This is a genomic window from Cupriavidus sp. 207A1 (assembly GCF_057798955.1).
The window spans coordinates 64,394-76,705 of the sequence record NZ_JBYOJO010000006.1 but is presented as its reverse complement, the minus strand read 5'-3'; the positions used below and the strand labels follow the sequence as shown (position 1 = coordinate 76,705).

Here is a 12,312-nt window from a genome sequence, read left to right as displayed (position 1 = left end):
GTATCGCTTGTATTCTCGAAATACAGGTGTTGGGCTGTTAGGCGGCTACCTGTAGCAACGGTTTGCCGTTGGCCTTGAACACCGCCCGGGCAAAGCCCATCGGCGTGGCGCTGCGGAAGTTCGCCCGGTCGTCACTGGGGGGGGCCTTGTGGATACGGTCGTCCGGCTCGCCAATCGTGAAGTCCTTGCAACTGGCCGGCATTACGAAGCCGCCGCCGACCCATAGGCAAGTCTTCTTCGTGTAGTTGTCGTCGGGCTCCAGCAGCGTGAAGTGGTGCGGATGGAACGTGTAGTCCGGCTTGCGCCAGTAGCTGGAGATCGTGCTAACCGGGTTCTCCATCAGATACGGCACCTGAAGCCACTCGCACAGGTCGGCAGCGGTGGCGAACAGGTCTATCGACAGTGCCAGCTTGCGCAGACCCTTGCCCCTGAACCAGCGCGCCCCTGACACAGCCAGGTGATCGCACGGCGGGAAGGCCGCGGCGAATGCGATGCGGTCGATCATTTCCCGCGGCGGGAGCCAGCCGTTCCGGATGTCGGCGCCAATCTTGATGATTGGGCCGTCCTGCGTGATGCCTGGCGGATGCTGCATGTCTACCAGCACCGCGGTGTAGCCGGCCTCGACCCACGGCTTGGCCATGTTGCCGGTCAGGTCGTAAAGGAACAGGGCGACGTCTTTCATGCGTGTTCTCCGTTCTCGGCTGCTGGTGGCGTGGCGCTCATGGCGGCGTTCAGGCTGGCGGCGATATATTCGAGAAAGGCACCTTCCGCCCGTTGGAAATCCGCCTCGATGCGCTTTCCGCGCTGCACCTCGAAGCATGCCGGGTAGCAGCCGGTATCGGAGACGAATTCATTCCAGCCGGCTTCTAGTGCCGACTGCACCATCCGTTCGGCAACCAACTGGCGCGCATTCCCCCCCTGGTCGGCAGGCGATGCGGCGCGACGGTTCCAGGCGCCGATGGCGCGCTCGTAGACCGTGGAGTTATCCGCGTACCCGCCCTTCGAAGTGTCGCCGCTTGCCGCAACTCGCACGCCGCAACCAGTGCAAAAGATCGTCACATGGTCTGCGTATCCGTCGCGTTCGTCTCCGCTCCTGCGATTGCAGCCTGCGTCTCCACCACAGAACGGGCACGGTTTCAGGTCAGCCATTGTCGTTCTCCTTGGGATGCGATGCGGAGAGCCGTTCCAGCACATGCGACAGCGCCTTGTTGTAGCCCTTGTCGTATTCCGCGTAGGCGGCGCCGTCCGGTGCCTTGGGCTTGCGCATGGCCTTGATAGCATCCGTCAGCGCGGCAGGCGATGCGCTGGGCGTGGCGAGCACATGCTCCAGCATCTGACGTGCCTGGATTGCTGTCAGCATATTCGTGCCCACGGGCCAACCGACAAGTTCACCGGTGTACTGCCTGACCGGCGTGAACGAGATGCCGCAGTCCGGCGCGAAATCATCCGGCAGGCGCCAGCCCAAGAAGCGACTCACCATGTCTTCTGTGACGGCAGGCGTGGCAGGCGCGGTGGTGGCATAGTAGACGGGGCGAACGGGGCCGGCTCGGTCCAAGGCGGCAGCCATCTCACTCCCATAGAACTTGTGGCCGTCATACCACGCCACCGGCTCCGCCTGTTGCGCGCTGGCGCTCGGGGCGGCTTGGGCGAGGATGGCGCGGACCTTATCGCTGAATGCACGCAGCGCAACAGGCATTGCTCCGTGAATCTCTGGAACGCCGTCCAGTTCAACGAAATGCCGCAGGGCGTTCAATGCGCGCTCATCCGTCAGCCCCTGCGCCCCGGTAGCGGCGGAAGGCGTGGCGAGCACCTTCAGGTCTTGCGGGTGCGAGTACGACCAGCCCAGTGCCAGCATTGCGGAGTCGAATGCCTTCTTGCATTCGGCGGGAATGCCGTCTTCTTGGGCACCCCACCAGCGCATAGCGTCGACCATGGCTCCCAACGCGAGCGTTTTGGCATCCGTCAGCGCCACCGGCTCGGCGCTCTGGCTGGCCACCGCCTCCCCCTGCGGTTGCTGCGCCAGGGCGGCCTCCAGCGCATCAGCACCGTCGATCAGCGCTTGGATGCCCGGTGGAACGCGAACTGCGTCCGGCCCCATGGATGCCTGCGCAATGCTGCGCATGCGCTGGATCAGTTCCTTGTTCTTCTCGGTCATGCCTTCCTCGTGTAAAAAGGCGACGCACCGTGCCGGGTAGCTGGCGCGCCGCTAAAGCGCAGTCGGTTACTTGATCTGCAATGACTCGGTGCGGGTCAGTTTGGCGCCTGGCACGTCAGCGCCATCCTCGATCGCTTGCTTGATCAGCTTCTTGTCCGGCTCGTACTTCGCCGGGATCTCGCGCAGGTAGTCAGGCGGCAGCAAGCCTTCCTCGAAGATCTGCACGCTGACCGGGTTCTTGCGCACGCTGATCGTGAATTGCGGGTGCTCGATCTTCTGGACGCCAGCGAGGTTCATGCACGAATGCAGATAGGTCTTGATCGAGTCGGCGCGCTTCTCGATCCGCTTGGCGCGGTCAGCCATCGCCGCAGCTTCGGCCTTCACGGCGGCGGCGAACGTCTCCATGTTTCGGATCACAAAAGCCACGGCTTGGCTCTTCTCGACCAGCCCCGACTCCGCTTCCAGAGTGTCGGCAATGGTCTGCTCGTCCAGATCCATGTCTTGAAGCGCGTCAGCCAGCGCGCGATGCTCTTGGCTGATCTGATAGAGCGTCAGGGCGGTCATGGTGGCTCCTTAGATGGCGTGGCCCACGAAGCCGCGCATGTAGGGGGCAAAAGGGATGTCTTGATCGAACTGGTCGCCACCACCACCGCCGCCGTAGTCGTGCGCAGCCGGCGCGCCAGCAGGGCGCTTCTTCAGCGGACGGTCAGCCAGTTGCGCGACACGCAGTGCCAGCGCTTCCGGCTTCGTCTTCCCGCCCAGGATCTCGCCTGCCAGCAGTTCCGTGCCGGCTTCGAACACGCCAACCAGCTTGGCGGTCCAGGCGGTCTGGCCCGGATTCTTGCGGCTCTCTTCCTCGGTCTTTTGCAGCAGGAAGCCGATCGGCTTGTTGGCGAGCTCGGGGAACACGGTCGCCTGCTCGGTGAATTCCTGCTTCGTGTCGCGATTCCAGCGCTTCACCGGGCCGGCTGCCGGCTTGATGTCGCGCAGCTTCAGGCAGGTCATCAGCGCCATCAGCAGGTCATAGCCGGACAGCTTCTCGCCGTTCTCCTTGACCGTGTAGATGTACTGGCGAGTTTCGCGGCCATCGTTGGCTTGCAGGGTCAGGGCAACGCCGCGGGTGCCGGTCTGAGCCTTGATGTCCTCGGCGCACAGGATCTTGCCGACGTACTTGCCGGTTTCGCTGAGCCACTTGCCGGTGGAGTCGGCGTTCATCGCGGCGTTCTTGTCGAGTTGATACATGGTCTGATTTCCTTTCAGGCTGCTTGTTTGAGGGAATAAAAATCGCAGATTTGCTCGTCCACGAATGCGAGGTCGTTCTCGATCAGGCGATCGGCGAACATGCCGATAGGGCTCTTGGCGCAGTCCTGACCGTTGGTTTGCGTGCTGAAGTGGTAGGCGCCGTTGGTCACTTCCGTCCGCAGGACGATGGTGAAATAGCCTTCCGGCACAAGGGTCTGGTCAACCATCTTGCCCACCGTTTTCATGCGCACCGCGCCGAATTCGTCGGTCTGCGTGTGAGCCAGGATGTAGACTCGGCGGTGCGGCGCCAGATCGCCGGCAGCATTGAAGATGCTCCATGCGTCCTTGCCGATGTCGGTGAACTTGTCGTAGCCCTTTTCGCTGCTGCGCGACATGAGCTGGTTGACCATCGATGCTTGGTAGTCATCGATCACGACAATCTCATGCGGCGACGAGCGCATGATTCGCTCGATCGTGCCGGCGTCGTCCGTCTGGAAGACGTTGCCCTCGTCCTTCAGGGTCTTGCGGATCTTCCAGCCGGTGGAGCGAAACGGCAGCGGCTTCTTGAGGCACTGGATCAGGATGGTCTTCGTCGGGTCCAGGTTGCGGAGGCTAGTGCTCTTGCCCGTCCCGGAGTTGCCCAGCACTAAGGTTGCGATGCTCATTTTCAGATTCCTCTTCAGATTGGTTGAATTGATCCCTGCGAGCCTCGTACCACTCCATGCACTCGATCAGGTCTTGCTGCTCGGCCTCTTGCCACTGGCCGACTGTCTGGTAGTAGGCCGGGTCCATGTCACGCCAGCCTCATCCCGGTAAGCGGGTTGTACGTGCCGCGCTCGGGCGCGTTGTCCTTGTGCAGCAGCCAAGCGTCGCCCAGCTCGCGGATCTGCTGCAGCCGGCGCGATTCCAAAATCGCCAGCTTGATCTCGTTGGCCGGCAGGCCGGTGCGCAGCGCCTTGATGTCGACCATCTTTCCGGGAGTTTTCATGTCTCGCTCCTTACTTGGCGCCAAGCACCATCACGATCGGATACGCGACGACAAACACAGCCAACAGCACCACCAGCGCCAAGCTGAACCAGAACACTGGCCCCGGCTCATCCGACTGCCTGGCTATCTCGTCTCGCGTCTCTGCGGAGAGATGGCGGAGGAAGCTAGGGTCGATTTGGGGGAGGTTCGTCATGCTTCGCTCCAGCCGATTTCGAGGCGCTCATTGGCCCAGTCGTTTACCGCTTGATCCTTCTCGTCGTCCGTCATCGCGTCCCAATCCTCGTCGCTGATGCCCCAATCCCTTTCGAGGTCGACCACCTCTTCGCGGGCCGAGTGGATGTTTGCCCCGCTGTCACACCAAACCTTGATCTTCATACCCTTGCCCCAAAAAGTTGTTCCTCGCGCTTCCACTCCGCAGCCTGCTCGCGGGCGTATTCCGCTTCGCCTTCGACAGCCTCCAGCGCCAGCGCCTCGATCTCCTGCAGCTGCTCGTCGTCGTACAGATGCGTAACATCGACATCGCGGTCCATGACGCGGTACACCTCGAACGATTCCGACTCGCCCGGATCCATCCAGGTGGCGGAATACCCGCGGTGGTATTCCCCGGTGACGATCAGGTCGAGGTCTTCGTAGGTGATGGGGAGTTTCATGCTGCTTGCTCCTTTGCTCGGGCGAGGACAGCGCGGGCTTTGTCGCGCGCAGCACGTAAGGCTTCGTCACGGGCCGCTCTGGCTTCCCGATCTTTCCACTCACCGAACCTGCTGAAGTCGTCTCTGCAGCAAATGCAGCCGCTTTGGTAGCCAAGGCCGTGCTTCTCGCAAATCCAGCCCCACGCGGTATCCCCTGGCTTGCGCATTTCCACCTTCGGCCAAACAAAGGCAGAGGCATCGCCGTAGGTGGGCATTGCTTCGGCTGTGACATAGCCTTCCAGTGCTTCCAGCACCTCGGCCAGCAGGTTCTCGTGCGCAACTTGGCGCGCTACGGCTTGGTCGGTGGTCATGCCGCCTCCTGCGCCGGGGTGTACTCGATGGCGGTGATCGACTGGATCTGCTCGTTGATCTCCGTCACGCGCTTGGTGAACTCGGCGCGGAGCTTTTCCAACTGCGCCTGCAGAGCTGCGACTTGCGCCAGACGCGGGTCGAACCCCGCGGGGATCTCGGTGACGATCTTGTGATCGCACACCGGGAACCAGTCGCTGCCGATGTCGAAGTCGTAGAAGCCGAATTCCAGTTGGTCTTGCCAGTTGCGGCGGGCGTAGATCTGTCCCTTGATCTCAATCGTCTGCATCTCTCTGCTCCCGTCTGTTGTCCGCACCGTTGTGCGTCCAGTGGTGTTATTCGGCTTCTACGAACTCGCCTTCAGCGTTCAGCTGGTACCAGGTGTCCGGCTTGATGCCGTCCTGACCAGCAATTGCGGCTTTGATGTGAACGATGCGGGCGTAGTCATCGCCTTCTGCGTCGGTGTCGCGGTAGCAGAGAACGATCGCGCTGCCGGCCGAGGCCATAGCCTTGCCTTCGATGCCGCAGGCGATAGCTACGGAATGCTTACCAGTGCTGGAGGCCGCGCCCTGGTAGCCGGTGCTGGAGGCCGCGCCACGGTAGCCGGTGCTGGAGGCCGCGCCACGGTAGCCGGTGCTGGAGGCCGCGCCACGGTTGCCGGTGCTGGAGGCCGCGCCATAGTCGCCGGTGCTGGAGGCCGCGCCATAGTCGCCGGTGCTGGAGGCCGCGCCATAGTCGCCGGTGCTGGAGGCCGCGCCATAGTTGCCAGTGCTCGAGGCCGCGCCATAGTTGCCAGTGCTCGAGGCCGCGCCACGGTTGCCGGTGCTGGAGGCGGGCGATTCGGGATTGATCGGCTCGCAGCGGCTGGTGGTGTATTCGACCGCCGCCTTGATCAGGCCAGCCAGGCTCAGTTCGACGCCAACCTTCAGAGTGCGGCTCGCAACCTTCGTGTCACCGCCTTCCTCGCGGCTCAGATCACCCGATTGTTCGACCACGGCATAGCGGCTGTTTGCCGGCGGGTAGTAGCCGAACACGTCAAGCGGATGCTCGCAGGCGTGGAAGCCCGAACCGCACGCTTTGACCTCGCCGGCATGCTCATACGTTGCCCCCAGCTCGTACTGGAAGCCGCGGCACTTCAGATCCTTGTCGAAGCCCTTGTAGGTCGTGATGACTTCGGTCTGCTGCTCGACTTGCTGTTCGGCGTGTGCCGGCGGGTTCTTCATCTCGCTCTCCATCGTTGTGCACCGTTGTGCGTTCGTCGTTGGAAGCATCTTACGCAAGAAAAACTAGCAATGCAAGAAAAACTAGCAGGCCGAGGCGCAAATCCGCGTAACAGACTGTGTCTGGTTCTTGCTTTTCCAGAAAAATCAGAGTGTTACTTCAGGTTGCGGGTCGTGTTATGGCAACAAAAAGCCCACCGCTAGGGTGGGCTTTTGTGCGCTTGAGCGGCGCTTATGTTTTGCAGGTGACGACCATCGATCTGTTATAGCCGGATGCCCCGAACAGGCCGCCTCCGCCAGCTCCAATGACCGAATAACCTTCGCCGACGCGGTCGATCACGTCGTATCCCTTCGCTCCGCATAGATCGCCGGCCTTCGCCATACACATTCCCCAGTTGAGCGCCGCGCCAGAGCAATTGATCGAGTGTGCCGCGCGTCCGTCCGGGCCATAGGTGGATGATGAAGTCGCGCATCCAGCAAGGACAGCGGCGGCGCTTACCGCACAGAGACCCCTGAGCATTCTTTTCTCCCTATATCCGATTCTTGATCTTCCGAGCGGGCACGGTGTGGGCGATGTAGTAGATCCAGGTGATGCCTTCCGGCTGGAAGGTCAGGATCTCGGGCCGGTTGTAGCTGCCAAGCCGGATGCCATGCCGTTGTGACAGCAACCGCTTGATCAACGTTTCCCCGGTCTGGAGGCGCACCAGCACATCGTCCTCCAGCTCGGGCTCTGTTCCCGGCTCGACAAGCGCGAACTCGCCCTCGTTGAAGCGTGGCGACATTGAATCGCCAACAACCGGTACCAAGAATGCGTGCGGGTCTGGGCTAGCCAGTTCCGCGTATTGATCTGAAGCGCCCACCGGAAAATCCCCGTCTGTCCAAATTCGATCCGGGAAGCCCCCTTGTGCTTTCCCCACGACGTAGATGGGGCGGAACCGAGACACATCTACTGGGTAGCTGATAAGGCTCGTGGGGACGTTCCCTGCAAGGGGATTGTAAGGGTGCGCTGAAGATTCAGCTTCACTTTGTCCTAAGTAATTTTTACTTCTGTATTCCGAGAAAGTTACTTCGGGCTGCCAGGCGGGATCTTCGCCAAACATCAGCCATTTCGACGTTGTTTGCAGCGCGCGGGCTGTTGCTTCTAAGCGATCCCGCTTCGGCGCGGTCCCGCCTTCCTTCTCCCATTGCTGGATCGTCTGCCAGGCCTTCACGCCTATTTCCTCGGCGAGCTTTTCCATCGACAGCCCAAGGAAGAGGCGTCGTTGCTTGATTCGTGAATGGATAGTGGTCATGCGCGAATCCTAACCACTATAAAAAATAGCGGCACCGCAGGAAAAACTAGCAATGCTAGAATTTCTTGTATAGAATCGGTTCCATGAACGGAATCCAACAAGCCATCAAGCACTTCGGAAGTCAGTCCGCAATCGCGCGGGTCCTCGGCTTGTCGAGCTACCGAGTAGTCCAGCAGTGGGTGAGGGCTGGTCACGTTCCTCCTAAGTATTGCCCGGAAATTGAGCGACTCACGGATCGAAAGATCAAGTGTGAGGACCTGAACGCGTCCGTCGATTGGGCGTTCGTGCGCGAGTACTGCTGCAAGAACGGGAAGGCCAGGGGCGGGAAGTAAGTCGTTCATAACGCCATTTGTTTGATTTGCGATGACTTGATCATCGTTTTTTTGTGACGAATTGGCACGTGGAACACCAAGTGGAACACCAATAACAAATGTTGGGGAGCGAACAGATGCAACGCGAGATGCCGTTTTTTGAGGTCGTCGGAGAACCGGAAATGGTAGCTGAAGCCCTCATCGCCCGTCTGCGCAATGAGGCTGATGCGGTCGTTCTGTGCTGGGCGAAACGCCGCGTTCGCTACAGCCTGAGCGACGCGGCGGCGATCCTCGGCATGCCCAAATCGCACCTCTCCAACATTCTGTCCGGGAAGAAATACCTGCCGTTCGACTTCCGCATCAAGTTCCAGGCGCTCTGCGGGAACTGGGCGATCCGCCAGTACGAAGACTCGGTATGCGGGTTCCGCTCGGTTATCGAAACGCCGGAGCAGCGCCGTATCCGCGAGCTGGAATCGCAGGTTGAAGCAATGAAGGCAGCGAGGGCAGCGTAATGAGTGAGATTGTCATCCAGTCGCGCGTGGCAGCGCACAAGATTTCCGGTGCGCAGCAGGCCCGCGCCGAAGTGGCAAAAGCCGTTGCGCGCGGCGATCTGCCGCCCATTTCAACGCTCTCCTGCGTTGACTGCGGTGAGCAAGCGAAGGCTTACGACCATCGCGACTACGGCCAGCCCCTGATGGTCGAGCCTGTTTGCGACCCCTGTAACGCACGGCGTGGCGCAGCTCTGCCGAGCATGGAGGCGGCGCAGAAATACCTGAATGCCGTGATTGAGCACGACTTGGACTGGAAGTCGAGGATGGACGAGCCGCGCCTACTTCCGATTGCGCTTGTGGCCGCCTGCAATTCGTACCGCGAAGCAGTTCGTCTTGCATGGGAAATGCGCGGGGTGCGGGCTTTGACGCGCGCCACCTTGTCAGAGCGCATCGGCTCCTACCCGTCCCACACCACGGACTACCTGATGGCGGACGACGCCAAGGGCCGTCGTTCTCTGCCGGCCGAACTTATCAACGACTTCGAGTGGTCGGTTGGCAACCGTGCGGTGACTCAGTACCTGGCGCACAAGGCTGGCCTAGCGCTCACCCAAACGAGTCGGTAACGCACCTGTAACGCAGTCACCGTTACATGCGGCGCGCGTAGTTCATTAACCGGAACCCCGGGGGGATCAGATGGAACAAGTACTTAGCGCTAGTGGTCGGCGCCTCTCGATCACGCAGTCGGACGCCTATCACTCTCTGGGTGTCAAGCAGTTGACGGCCCAGCAGCAGATGGTTGTCGACTGCTTCCTGCCTGCCGATGCATCCCTGACGCGGGAAGACATCGCCAGTAAGACCAATCTGCGGCTGTCCTCGGTCTGTGGCCGCGTTCGTGAGTTGCTGGATGCGCGCCGGCTGAAGGTGGCTGGAACCCGCCGCTGCATTGCGACCGGCAAGAAACACGAGACGCTCGCACTGGTACCCCGCTAAGGGGCTGACATGGCAGGGGACTGGATCAAGATGCGCACCAACCTTTGGAATGACCCACGGGTGTCCAGGCTTGTTGACTTGACGGACACCACTGAAGCCACGGTGATCGGCGGCCTGTATTGGGTGTGGGCTACGGCTGACGAGCACTCGCTAGACGGCGCAATGCCTGGGCTGACGCTCCGTGCGGTTGACCGGAAGACTGGTGTTTCTGGCCTCGCTGACGCGCTTGTCGATGTCGGCTGGCTGGAGGATCACCCGGAAGGGGTGCGCCTCGTCAGGTTTGACGAGCACAACGGGGCGTCAGCAAAAACGCGGGCGCAGACGGCAAAACGAGTAGCCAACCATCGCAGTAACGGTCATGTAACGGACCAAGCGTTACAGGATGAGCACGGGGCCGTTACGGATGCGTTAGCTAGAGAAGAGAAGAGAAGAGAAGAGAAGAAAGAAGGAGAAAAGACTGCGCGCGCTTCGCGCTTGCCTGCTGACTGGAAACCCTCTTTCGAGGAAATCGAGTTCTGCAGGGCAGAGCGCCCGGACCTTAGCCCCGAGAGCGTTGCAAGCCAGTTCCGGGATTACTGGATCGCCCAGCCGGGGGCAAAGGGGCGCAAGGCGGACTGGATGGCTACCTGGCGCAATTGGGTGCGGAACCAGCGGGGCGGCGCGCCCAAGGGCGCCGCCACCGCGGGCCAGCAGACAGCCAACAGCGTCAAAGAGGCTCAACGCCTGATCTTCGGAGGTCACGATGCAGCAGTCTGATTTTGAAACTTTCGGGCAGATGCTCTCTGCCGTCTCGGAGCTGTACGGCAAGCCTGCCAGCCCCTTCGCTGTTGGCCTGTACTGGAACGCGCTGAAGGACTACGACCTTGCTGCGGTCCGGCAGGCGTTTGATCGCCACGTGCGCAACCCAGACAACGGGCAATTCATGCCGAAGCCCGCTGACCTGATTCGCATGATGTCGGGCAGTACGCAGGACGGGGCTCTGCAAGCTTGGGCGAAGGTGGACAAGGCGGTGCGCTCGGTGGGCACCTATGCCGATGTCGTTTTCGATGACCAGCTGATCCACCGAGTAGTCCACGACATGGGCGGCTGGGTGCGCATTGGAGGCCATAGCGACGACGAATGGCCGTTTGTTGGCAAGGAGTTCGAGAGCCGTTACCGCGGCTATGCAATGCGACGCGAAACGCCGGAATACCACCCAGTTCTGACTGGCATCGCCAACGCGCAAAACCAGCGCAACGGTATGCCACTGATGAAGCCGGTGTTGATCGGAAATCCTCAGGCTGCCGAGGCTGTCCGGCTTGGCGGCAAATCTGGGGCGCTGCTTGGCATCACGCGCATGGATGAGGTGGCGGCGCCAGTGAAGCAAATCGGCCGGGCGGCATGACCTGGGCACCCCACGGCAAGTACGCCATCCGCGCCGGCCCCTGGACGATCACCAAGGGCTATGTGAAGGGCGAAGCGCGATACCTGCTGTGGCGAGACAAAGAGATTGTTGGCGGGCCGTACAAGACGGCGGAAGAAGCGAAGGAGAGGGCGAGATGACTGTAAAGCAACCAATCAAGCAAAAGGTGTTGGAACAACTCCTGACGGGGGAGCCGATTCGCTGTAAGGCCTTTGCGGCAAAGCACCATGCGGCGGTATCGCAAGTCGTTAAGAACCTGCTGGTGTTGCACGAAATGAAGATGGTTGAGCGCATCGAGACGATCGGCGGCGTTGGTGGGCGCAGCGTCGCCTACAAGCCGGTGGACATGGATGCGATCCGGGGGGAGTTGGCCCGCGTGAAGGGCGCCGCCAAGGTGAACCCCGTCGACTTCACCGCGCTGCTGGCAGTTTGGGGGATCGACCTGGCTGACATTGCGCTGCCGACATCCCGGCGCCAACTCATGGGGGCTGCGTAATGGCCGGCAATCGCAAGACCCGACGCAAGCCGGGTCGCCCTGCACGCGAGACCGGAGCCCTGCCGGTGATGTTCCGCCACAGCGGCAACTCTGACACGAATCTGAAGCTGATCCCGCACGCGCACCTGGCGAAGATCCTGGCCGGCGAGGGTGACTCGGAGTGCTGGCACACGCTGGTCTTCCGCCTGAACTGTGGCTGTGCGATCGCCAACAAGAGCTTTGCCCACCAGCCGGAAGTGCAAGACGAGATCGAGCGCGCGCTGGCGGCAATGGTCGAGGTCGGCAAGCGCTACAAGCGCACCGGCAAGCTGGGCTGCACTGGCGACGAGTTCCGGCTGATCGGTGCGGCGCTGAACCTGACGGACGACATCCAAGCGAACACCACGCGCCGCGAGCAGCGGGATGCGTACAAGTGGGTCTACGGCCAGGTCGGCGGCGACGCTGAGGCCATCAACGTGCTCGAAGGGAGGGCCGCCTGATGTACTGGATCAACACAATAACTGCCGGCTGGCTGTCGGCGTGCTTCTGGCATTTGCCGGAATTCGACTACATGGGGCACTGGTTTGCGCAGGCGATGCGCAGCGATGTGCTGCCTCACGTGGCAGGGTGGTGAGATGAACTGGCAGCCGATTAGCAAGGCGCCTGAAGCGGTGGGCCTAGTGCGCTACCGAGATGTGGGGGGTGAGGTCGAGTTCATGGCGCAGTGGGATGGCAGGATGTTCCGGCA

General features: G+C 61.4%; 24 protein-coding genes. 10 read left to right on the top strand and 14 right to left on the bottom strand.

Annotated features, from left to right (window positions below):
• Positions 1 to 37 precede the first annotated feature (37 nt).
• From AC3FMM_RS12740 to AC3FMM_RS12675, 14 genes are all read right to left on the bottom strand, one after another.
• Entirely contained in the window at positions 38 to 682 is a 645-nt protein-coding gene (locus tag AC3FMM_RS12740) for a hypothetical protein (protein WP_488686756.1), read from the bottom strand.
• Positions 679 to 1,149, bottom strand: a complete 471-nt coding sequence (locus AC3FMM_RS12735; RefSeq protein WP_488686755.1) for a Lar family restriction alleviation protein — start codon at positions 1,147 to 1,149, stop codon at positions 679 to 681. Before AC3FMM_RS12735 ends, AC3FMM_RS12740 begins: the two co-directional genes overlap by 4 nt.
• A complete protein-coding gene (locus AC3FMM_RS12730) occupies positions 1,142 to 2,155 on the bottom strand; it encodes a hypothetical protein (protein ID WP_488686754.1) in 1,014 nt (337 codons plus the stop codon). The genes AC3FMM_RS12735 and AC3FMM_RS12730 overlap by 8 nt, the downstream gene beginning before the upstream one ends.
• A gap of 66 nt (positions 2,156 to 2,221) precedes the next feature.
• Entirely contained in the window at positions 2,222 to 2,719 is a 498-nt protein-coding gene (locus AC3FMM_RS12725) for a siphovirus Gp157 family protein (RefSeq protein ID WP_488686753.1), read from the bottom strand.
• A gap of 9 nt (positions 2,720 to 2,728) precedes the next feature.
• A complete protein-coding gene (locus tag AC3FMM_RS12720; RefSeq protein WP_488686752.1) occupies positions 2,729 to 3,397 on the bottom strand; it encodes a hypothetical protein in 669 nt (222 codons plus the stop codon).
• A 14-nt stretch (positions 3,398 to 3,411) separates the two neighbouring features.
• On the bottom strand, positions 3,412 to 4,062 hold the full coding sequence (locus AC3FMM_RS12715) for an ATP-binding protein (RefSeq protein ID WP_488686751.1): 651 nt from the start codon (positions 4,060 to 4,062) through the stop codon (positions 3,412 to 3,414).
• A gap of 128 nt (positions 4,063 to 4,190) precedes the next feature.
• Positions 4,191 to 4,385: a hypothetical protein gene (locus AC3FMM_RS12710; protein ID WP_488686750.1), complete on the bottom strand. Its 195-nt coding sequence runs from the start codon at positions 4,383 to 4,385 to the stop codon at positions 4,191 to 4,193.
• A gap of 10 nt (positions 4,386 to 4,395) precedes the next feature.
• The gene (locus AC3FMM_RS12705; RefSeq protein WP_488686749.1) at positions 4,396 to 4,578 is read right to left on the bottom strand and encodes a hypothetical protein; all 183 of its coding nucleotides are present in this window, start codon (positions 4,576 to 4,578) and stop codon (positions 4,396 to 4,398) included.
• The gene (locus AC3FMM_RS12700; RefSeq protein ID WP_488686748.1) at positions 4,575 to 4,760 is read right to left on the bottom strand and encodes a DUF7167 family protein; all 186 of its coding nucleotides are present in this window, start codon (positions 4,758 to 4,760) and stop codon (positions 4,575 to 4,577) included. Before AC3FMM_RS12700 ends, AC3FMM_RS12705 begins: the two co-directional genes overlap by 4 nt.
• Entirely contained in the window at positions 4,757 to 5,035 is a 279-nt protein-coding gene (locus AC3FMM_RS12695) for a hypothetical protein (RefSeq protein WP_488686747.1), read from the bottom strand. Before AC3FMM_RS12695 ends, AC3FMM_RS12700 begins: the two co-directional genes overlap by 4 nt.
• Complete coding sequence (locus AC3FMM_RS12690; protein ID WP_488686746.1) at positions 5,032 to 5,385, bottom strand: hypothetical protein; 354 nt, start codon at positions 5,383 to 5,385, stop codon at positions 5,032 to 5,034. The genes AC3FMM_RS12695 and AC3FMM_RS12690 overlap by 4 nt, the downstream gene beginning before the upstream one ends.
• Complete coding sequence (locus AC3FMM_RS12685; RefSeq protein ID WP_488686745.1) at positions 5,382 to 5,672, bottom strand: hypothetical protein; 291 nt, start codon at positions 5,670 to 5,672, stop codon at positions 5,382 to 5,384. Before AC3FMM_RS12685 ends, AC3FMM_RS12690 begins: the two co-directional genes overlap by 4 nt.
• Positions 5,673 to 5,718: 46 nt before the next feature.
• On the bottom strand, positions 5,719 to 6,606 hold the full coding sequence (locus tag AC3FMM_RS12680) for a DUF7666 domain-containing protein (protein ID WP_488686744.1): 888 nt from the start codon (positions 6,604 to 6,606) through the stop codon (positions 5,719 to 5,721).
• A gap of 527 nt (positions 6,607 to 7,133) precedes the next feature.
• Positions 7,134 to 7,895, bottom strand: coding sequence for an XRE family transcriptional regulator (locus tag AC3FMM_RS12675; RefSeq protein WP_488686743.1), 762 nt, complete (start codon positions 7,893 to 7,895; stop codon positions 7,134 to 7,136).
• 83 nt (positions 7,896 to 7,978) lie between these two features.
• Here AC3FMM_RS12675 and AC3FMM_RS12670 point away from each other — a divergent pair, with 83 nt between their 5' ends.
• The 10 genes from AC3FMM_RS12670 to AC3FMM_RS12625 all read left to right on the top strand — a co-directional run bounded on the left by AC3FMM_RS12670 (position 7,979) and on the right by AC3FMM_RS12625 (position 12,198).
• Positions 7,979 to 8,227 carry a transcriptional regulator gene (locus AC3FMM_RS12670; RefSeq protein WP_116312811.1) on the top strand — a complete coding sequence of 83 codons (249 nt, stop codon included), beginning with the start codon at positions 7,979 to 7,981 and terminating at the stop codon, positions 8,225 to 8,227.
• Between the two features lie 116 nt (positions 8,228 to 8,343).
• Positions 8,344 to 8,718 carry a hypothetical protein gene (locus AC3FMM_RS12665; RefSeq protein WP_488686742.1) on the top strand — a complete coding sequence of 125 codons (375 nt, stop codon included), beginning with the start codon at positions 8,344 to 8,346 and terminating at the stop codon, positions 8,716 to 8,718.
• On the top strand, positions 8,718 to 9,320 hold the full coding sequence (locus AC3FMM_RS12660) for a hypothetical protein (RefSeq protein WP_488686741.1): 603 nt from the start codon (positions 8,718 to 8,720) through the stop codon (positions 9,318 to 9,320). Before AC3FMM_RS12665 ends, AC3FMM_RS12660 begins: the two co-directional genes overlap by 1 nt.
• Before the next feature lie 70 nt (positions 9,321 to 9,390).
• Complete coding sequence (locus tag AC3FMM_RS12655; protein WP_488686740.1) at positions 9,391 to 9,687, top strand: hypothetical protein; 297 nt, start codon at positions 9,391 to 9,393, stop codon at positions 9,685 to 9,687.
• A 9-nt stretch (positions 9,688 to 9,696) separates the two neighbouring features.
• The gene (locus tag AC3FMM_RS12650; protein ID WP_488686739.1) at positions 9,697 to 10,443 is read left to right on the top strand and encodes a hypothetical protein; all 747 of its coding nucleotides are present in this window, start codon (positions 9,697 to 9,699) and stop codon (positions 10,441 to 10,443) included.
• Entirely contained in the window at positions 10,430 to 11,071 is a 642-nt protein-coding gene (locus tag AC3FMM_RS12645) for a DUF6475 domain-containing protein (RefSeq protein ID WP_488686738.1), read from the top strand. Before AC3FMM_RS12650 ends, AC3FMM_RS12645 begins: the two co-directional genes overlap by 14 nt.
• Positions 11,068 to 11,229 (top strand): hypothetical protein, encoded by a 162-nt coding sequence (locus AC3FMM_RS12640; protein ID WP_488686737.1) that lies wholly within the window; start codon positions 11,068 to 11,070, stop codon positions 11,227 to 11,229. The genes AC3FMM_RS12645 and AC3FMM_RS12640 overlap by 4 nt, the downstream gene beginning before the upstream one ends.
• Positions 11,226 to 11,585 (top strand): hypothetical protein, encoded by a 360-nt coding sequence (locus tag AC3FMM_RS12635; protein WP_488686736.1) that lies wholly within the window; start codon positions 11,226 to 11,228, stop codon positions 11,583 to 11,585. Before AC3FMM_RS12640 ends, AC3FMM_RS12635 begins: the two co-directional genes overlap by 4 nt.
• Positions 11,585 to 12,064, top strand: coding sequence for a hypothetical protein (locus tag AC3FMM_RS12630; protein ID WP_488686735.1), 480 nt, complete (start codon positions 11,585 to 11,587; stop codon positions 12,062 to 12,064). The genes AC3FMM_RS12635 and AC3FMM_RS12630 overlap by 1 nt, the downstream gene beginning before the upstream one ends.
• Positions 12,064 to 12,198: a hypothetical protein gene (locus AC3FMM_RS12625; protein WP_488686734.1), complete on the top strand. Its 135-nt coding sequence runs from the start codon at positions 12,064 to 12,066 to the stop codon at positions 12,196 to 12,198. The genes AC3FMM_RS12630 and AC3FMM_RS12625 overlap by 1 nt, the downstream gene beginning before the upstream one ends.
• Positions 12,199 to 12,312 lie beyond the last annotated feature (114 nt).

Bases quoted from the DNA above. Each gene is read 5' to 3' on its own strand.
- AC3FMM_RS12685 (WP_488686745.1), bottom strand. From the start codon at position 5,672: ATGCAGACGATTGAGATCAAGGGACAGATCTACGCCCGCCGCAACTGG.
- AC3FMM_RS12640 (WP_488686737.1), top strand. From the start codon at position 11,068: ATGACCTGGGCACCCCACGGCAAGTACGCCATCCGCGCCGGCCCCTGG.
- AC3FMM_RS12730 (WP_488686754.1), bottom strand. From the start codon at position 2,155: ATGACCGAGAAGAACAAGGAACTGATCCAGCGCATGCGCAGCATTGCG.
- AC3FMM_RS12655 (WP_488686740.1), top strand. From the start codon at position 9,391: ATGGAACAAGTACTTAGCGCTAGTGGTCGGCGCCTCTCGATCACGCAG.
- AC3FMM_RS12725 (WP_488686753.1), bottom strand. From the start codon at position 2,719: ATGACCGCCCTGACGCTCTATCAGATCAGCCAAGAGCATCGCGCGCTG.
- AC3FMM_RS12650 (WP_488686739.1), top strand. From the start codon at position 9,697: ATGGCAGGGGACTGGATCAAGATGCGCACCAACCTTTGGAATGACCCA.
- AC3FMM_RS12675 (WP_488686743.1), bottom strand. From the start codon at position 7,895: ATGACCACTATCCATTCACGAATCAAGCAACGACGCCTCTTCCTTGGG.
- AC3FMM_RS12625 (WP_488686734.1), top strand. From the start codon at position 12,064: ATGTACTGGATCAACACAATAACTGCCGGCTGGCTGTCGGCGTGCTTC.
- AC3FMM_RS12705 (WP_488686749.1), bottom strand. From the start codon at position 4,578: ATGACGAACCTCCCCCAAATCGACCCTAGCTTCCTCCGCCATCTCTCC.
- AC3FMM_RS12630 (WP_488686735.1), top strand. From the start codon at position 11,585: ATGGCCGGCAATCGCAAGACCCGACGCAAGCCGGGTCGCCCTGCACGC.
- AC3FMM_RS12735 (WP_488686755.1), bottom strand. From the start codon at position 1,149: ATGGCTGACCTGAAACCGTGCCCGTTCTGTGGTGGAGACGCAGGCTGC.
- AC3FMM_RS12665 (WP_488686742.1), top strand. From the start codon at position 8,344: ATGCAACGCGAGATGCCGTTTTTTGAGGTCGTCGGAGAACCGGAAATG.
- AC3FMM_RS12635 (WP_488686736.1), top strand. From the start codon at position 11,226: ATGACTGTAAAGCAACCAATCAAGCAAAAGGTGTTGGAACAACTCCTG.
- AC3FMM_RS12740 (WP_488686756.1), bottom strand. From the start codon at position 682: ATGAAAGACGTCGCCCTGTTCCTTTACGACCTGACCGGCAACATGGCC.
- AC3FMM_RS12695 (WP_488686747.1), bottom strand. From the start codon at position 5,035: ATGAAACTCCCCATCACCTACGAAGACCTCGACCTGATCGTCACCGGG.
- AC3FMM_RS12670 (WP_116312811.1), top strand. From the start codon at position 7,979: ATGAACGGAATCCAACAAGCCATCAAGCACTTCGGAAGTCAGTCCGCA.
- AC3FMM_RS12645 (WP_488686738.1), top strand. From the start codon at position 10,430: ATGCAGCAGTCTGATTTTGAAACTTTCGGGCAGATGCTCTCTGCCGTC.
- AC3FMM_RS12720 (WP_488686752.1), bottom strand. From the start codon at position 3,397: ATGTATCAACTCGACAAGAACGCCGCGATGAACGCCGACTCCACCGGC.
- AC3FMM_RS12715 (WP_488686751.1), bottom strand. From the start codon at position 4,062: ATGAGCATCGCAACCTTAGTGCTGGGCAACTCCGGGACGGGCAAGAGC.
- AC3FMM_RS12680 (WP_488686744.1), bottom strand. From the start codon at position 6,606: ATGAAGAACCCGCCGGCACACGCCGAACAGCAAGTCGAGCAGCAGACC.
- AC3FMM_RS12690 (WP_488686746.1), bottom strand. From the start codon at position 5,385: ATGACCACCGACCAAGCCGTAGCGCGCCAAGTTGCGCACGAGAACCTG.
- AC3FMM_RS12700 (WP_488686748.1), bottom strand. From the start codon at position 4,760: ATGAAGATCAAGGTTTGGTGTGACAGCGGGGCAAACATCCACTCGGCC.
- AC3FMM_RS12660 (WP_488686741.1), top strand. From the start codon at position 8,718: ATGAGTGAGATTGTCATCCAGTCGCGCGTGGCAGCGCACAAGATTTCC.
- AC3FMM_RS12710 (WP_488686750.1), bottom strand. From the start codon at position 4,385: ATGAAAACTCCCGGAAAGATGGTCGACATCAAGGCGCTGCGCACCGGC.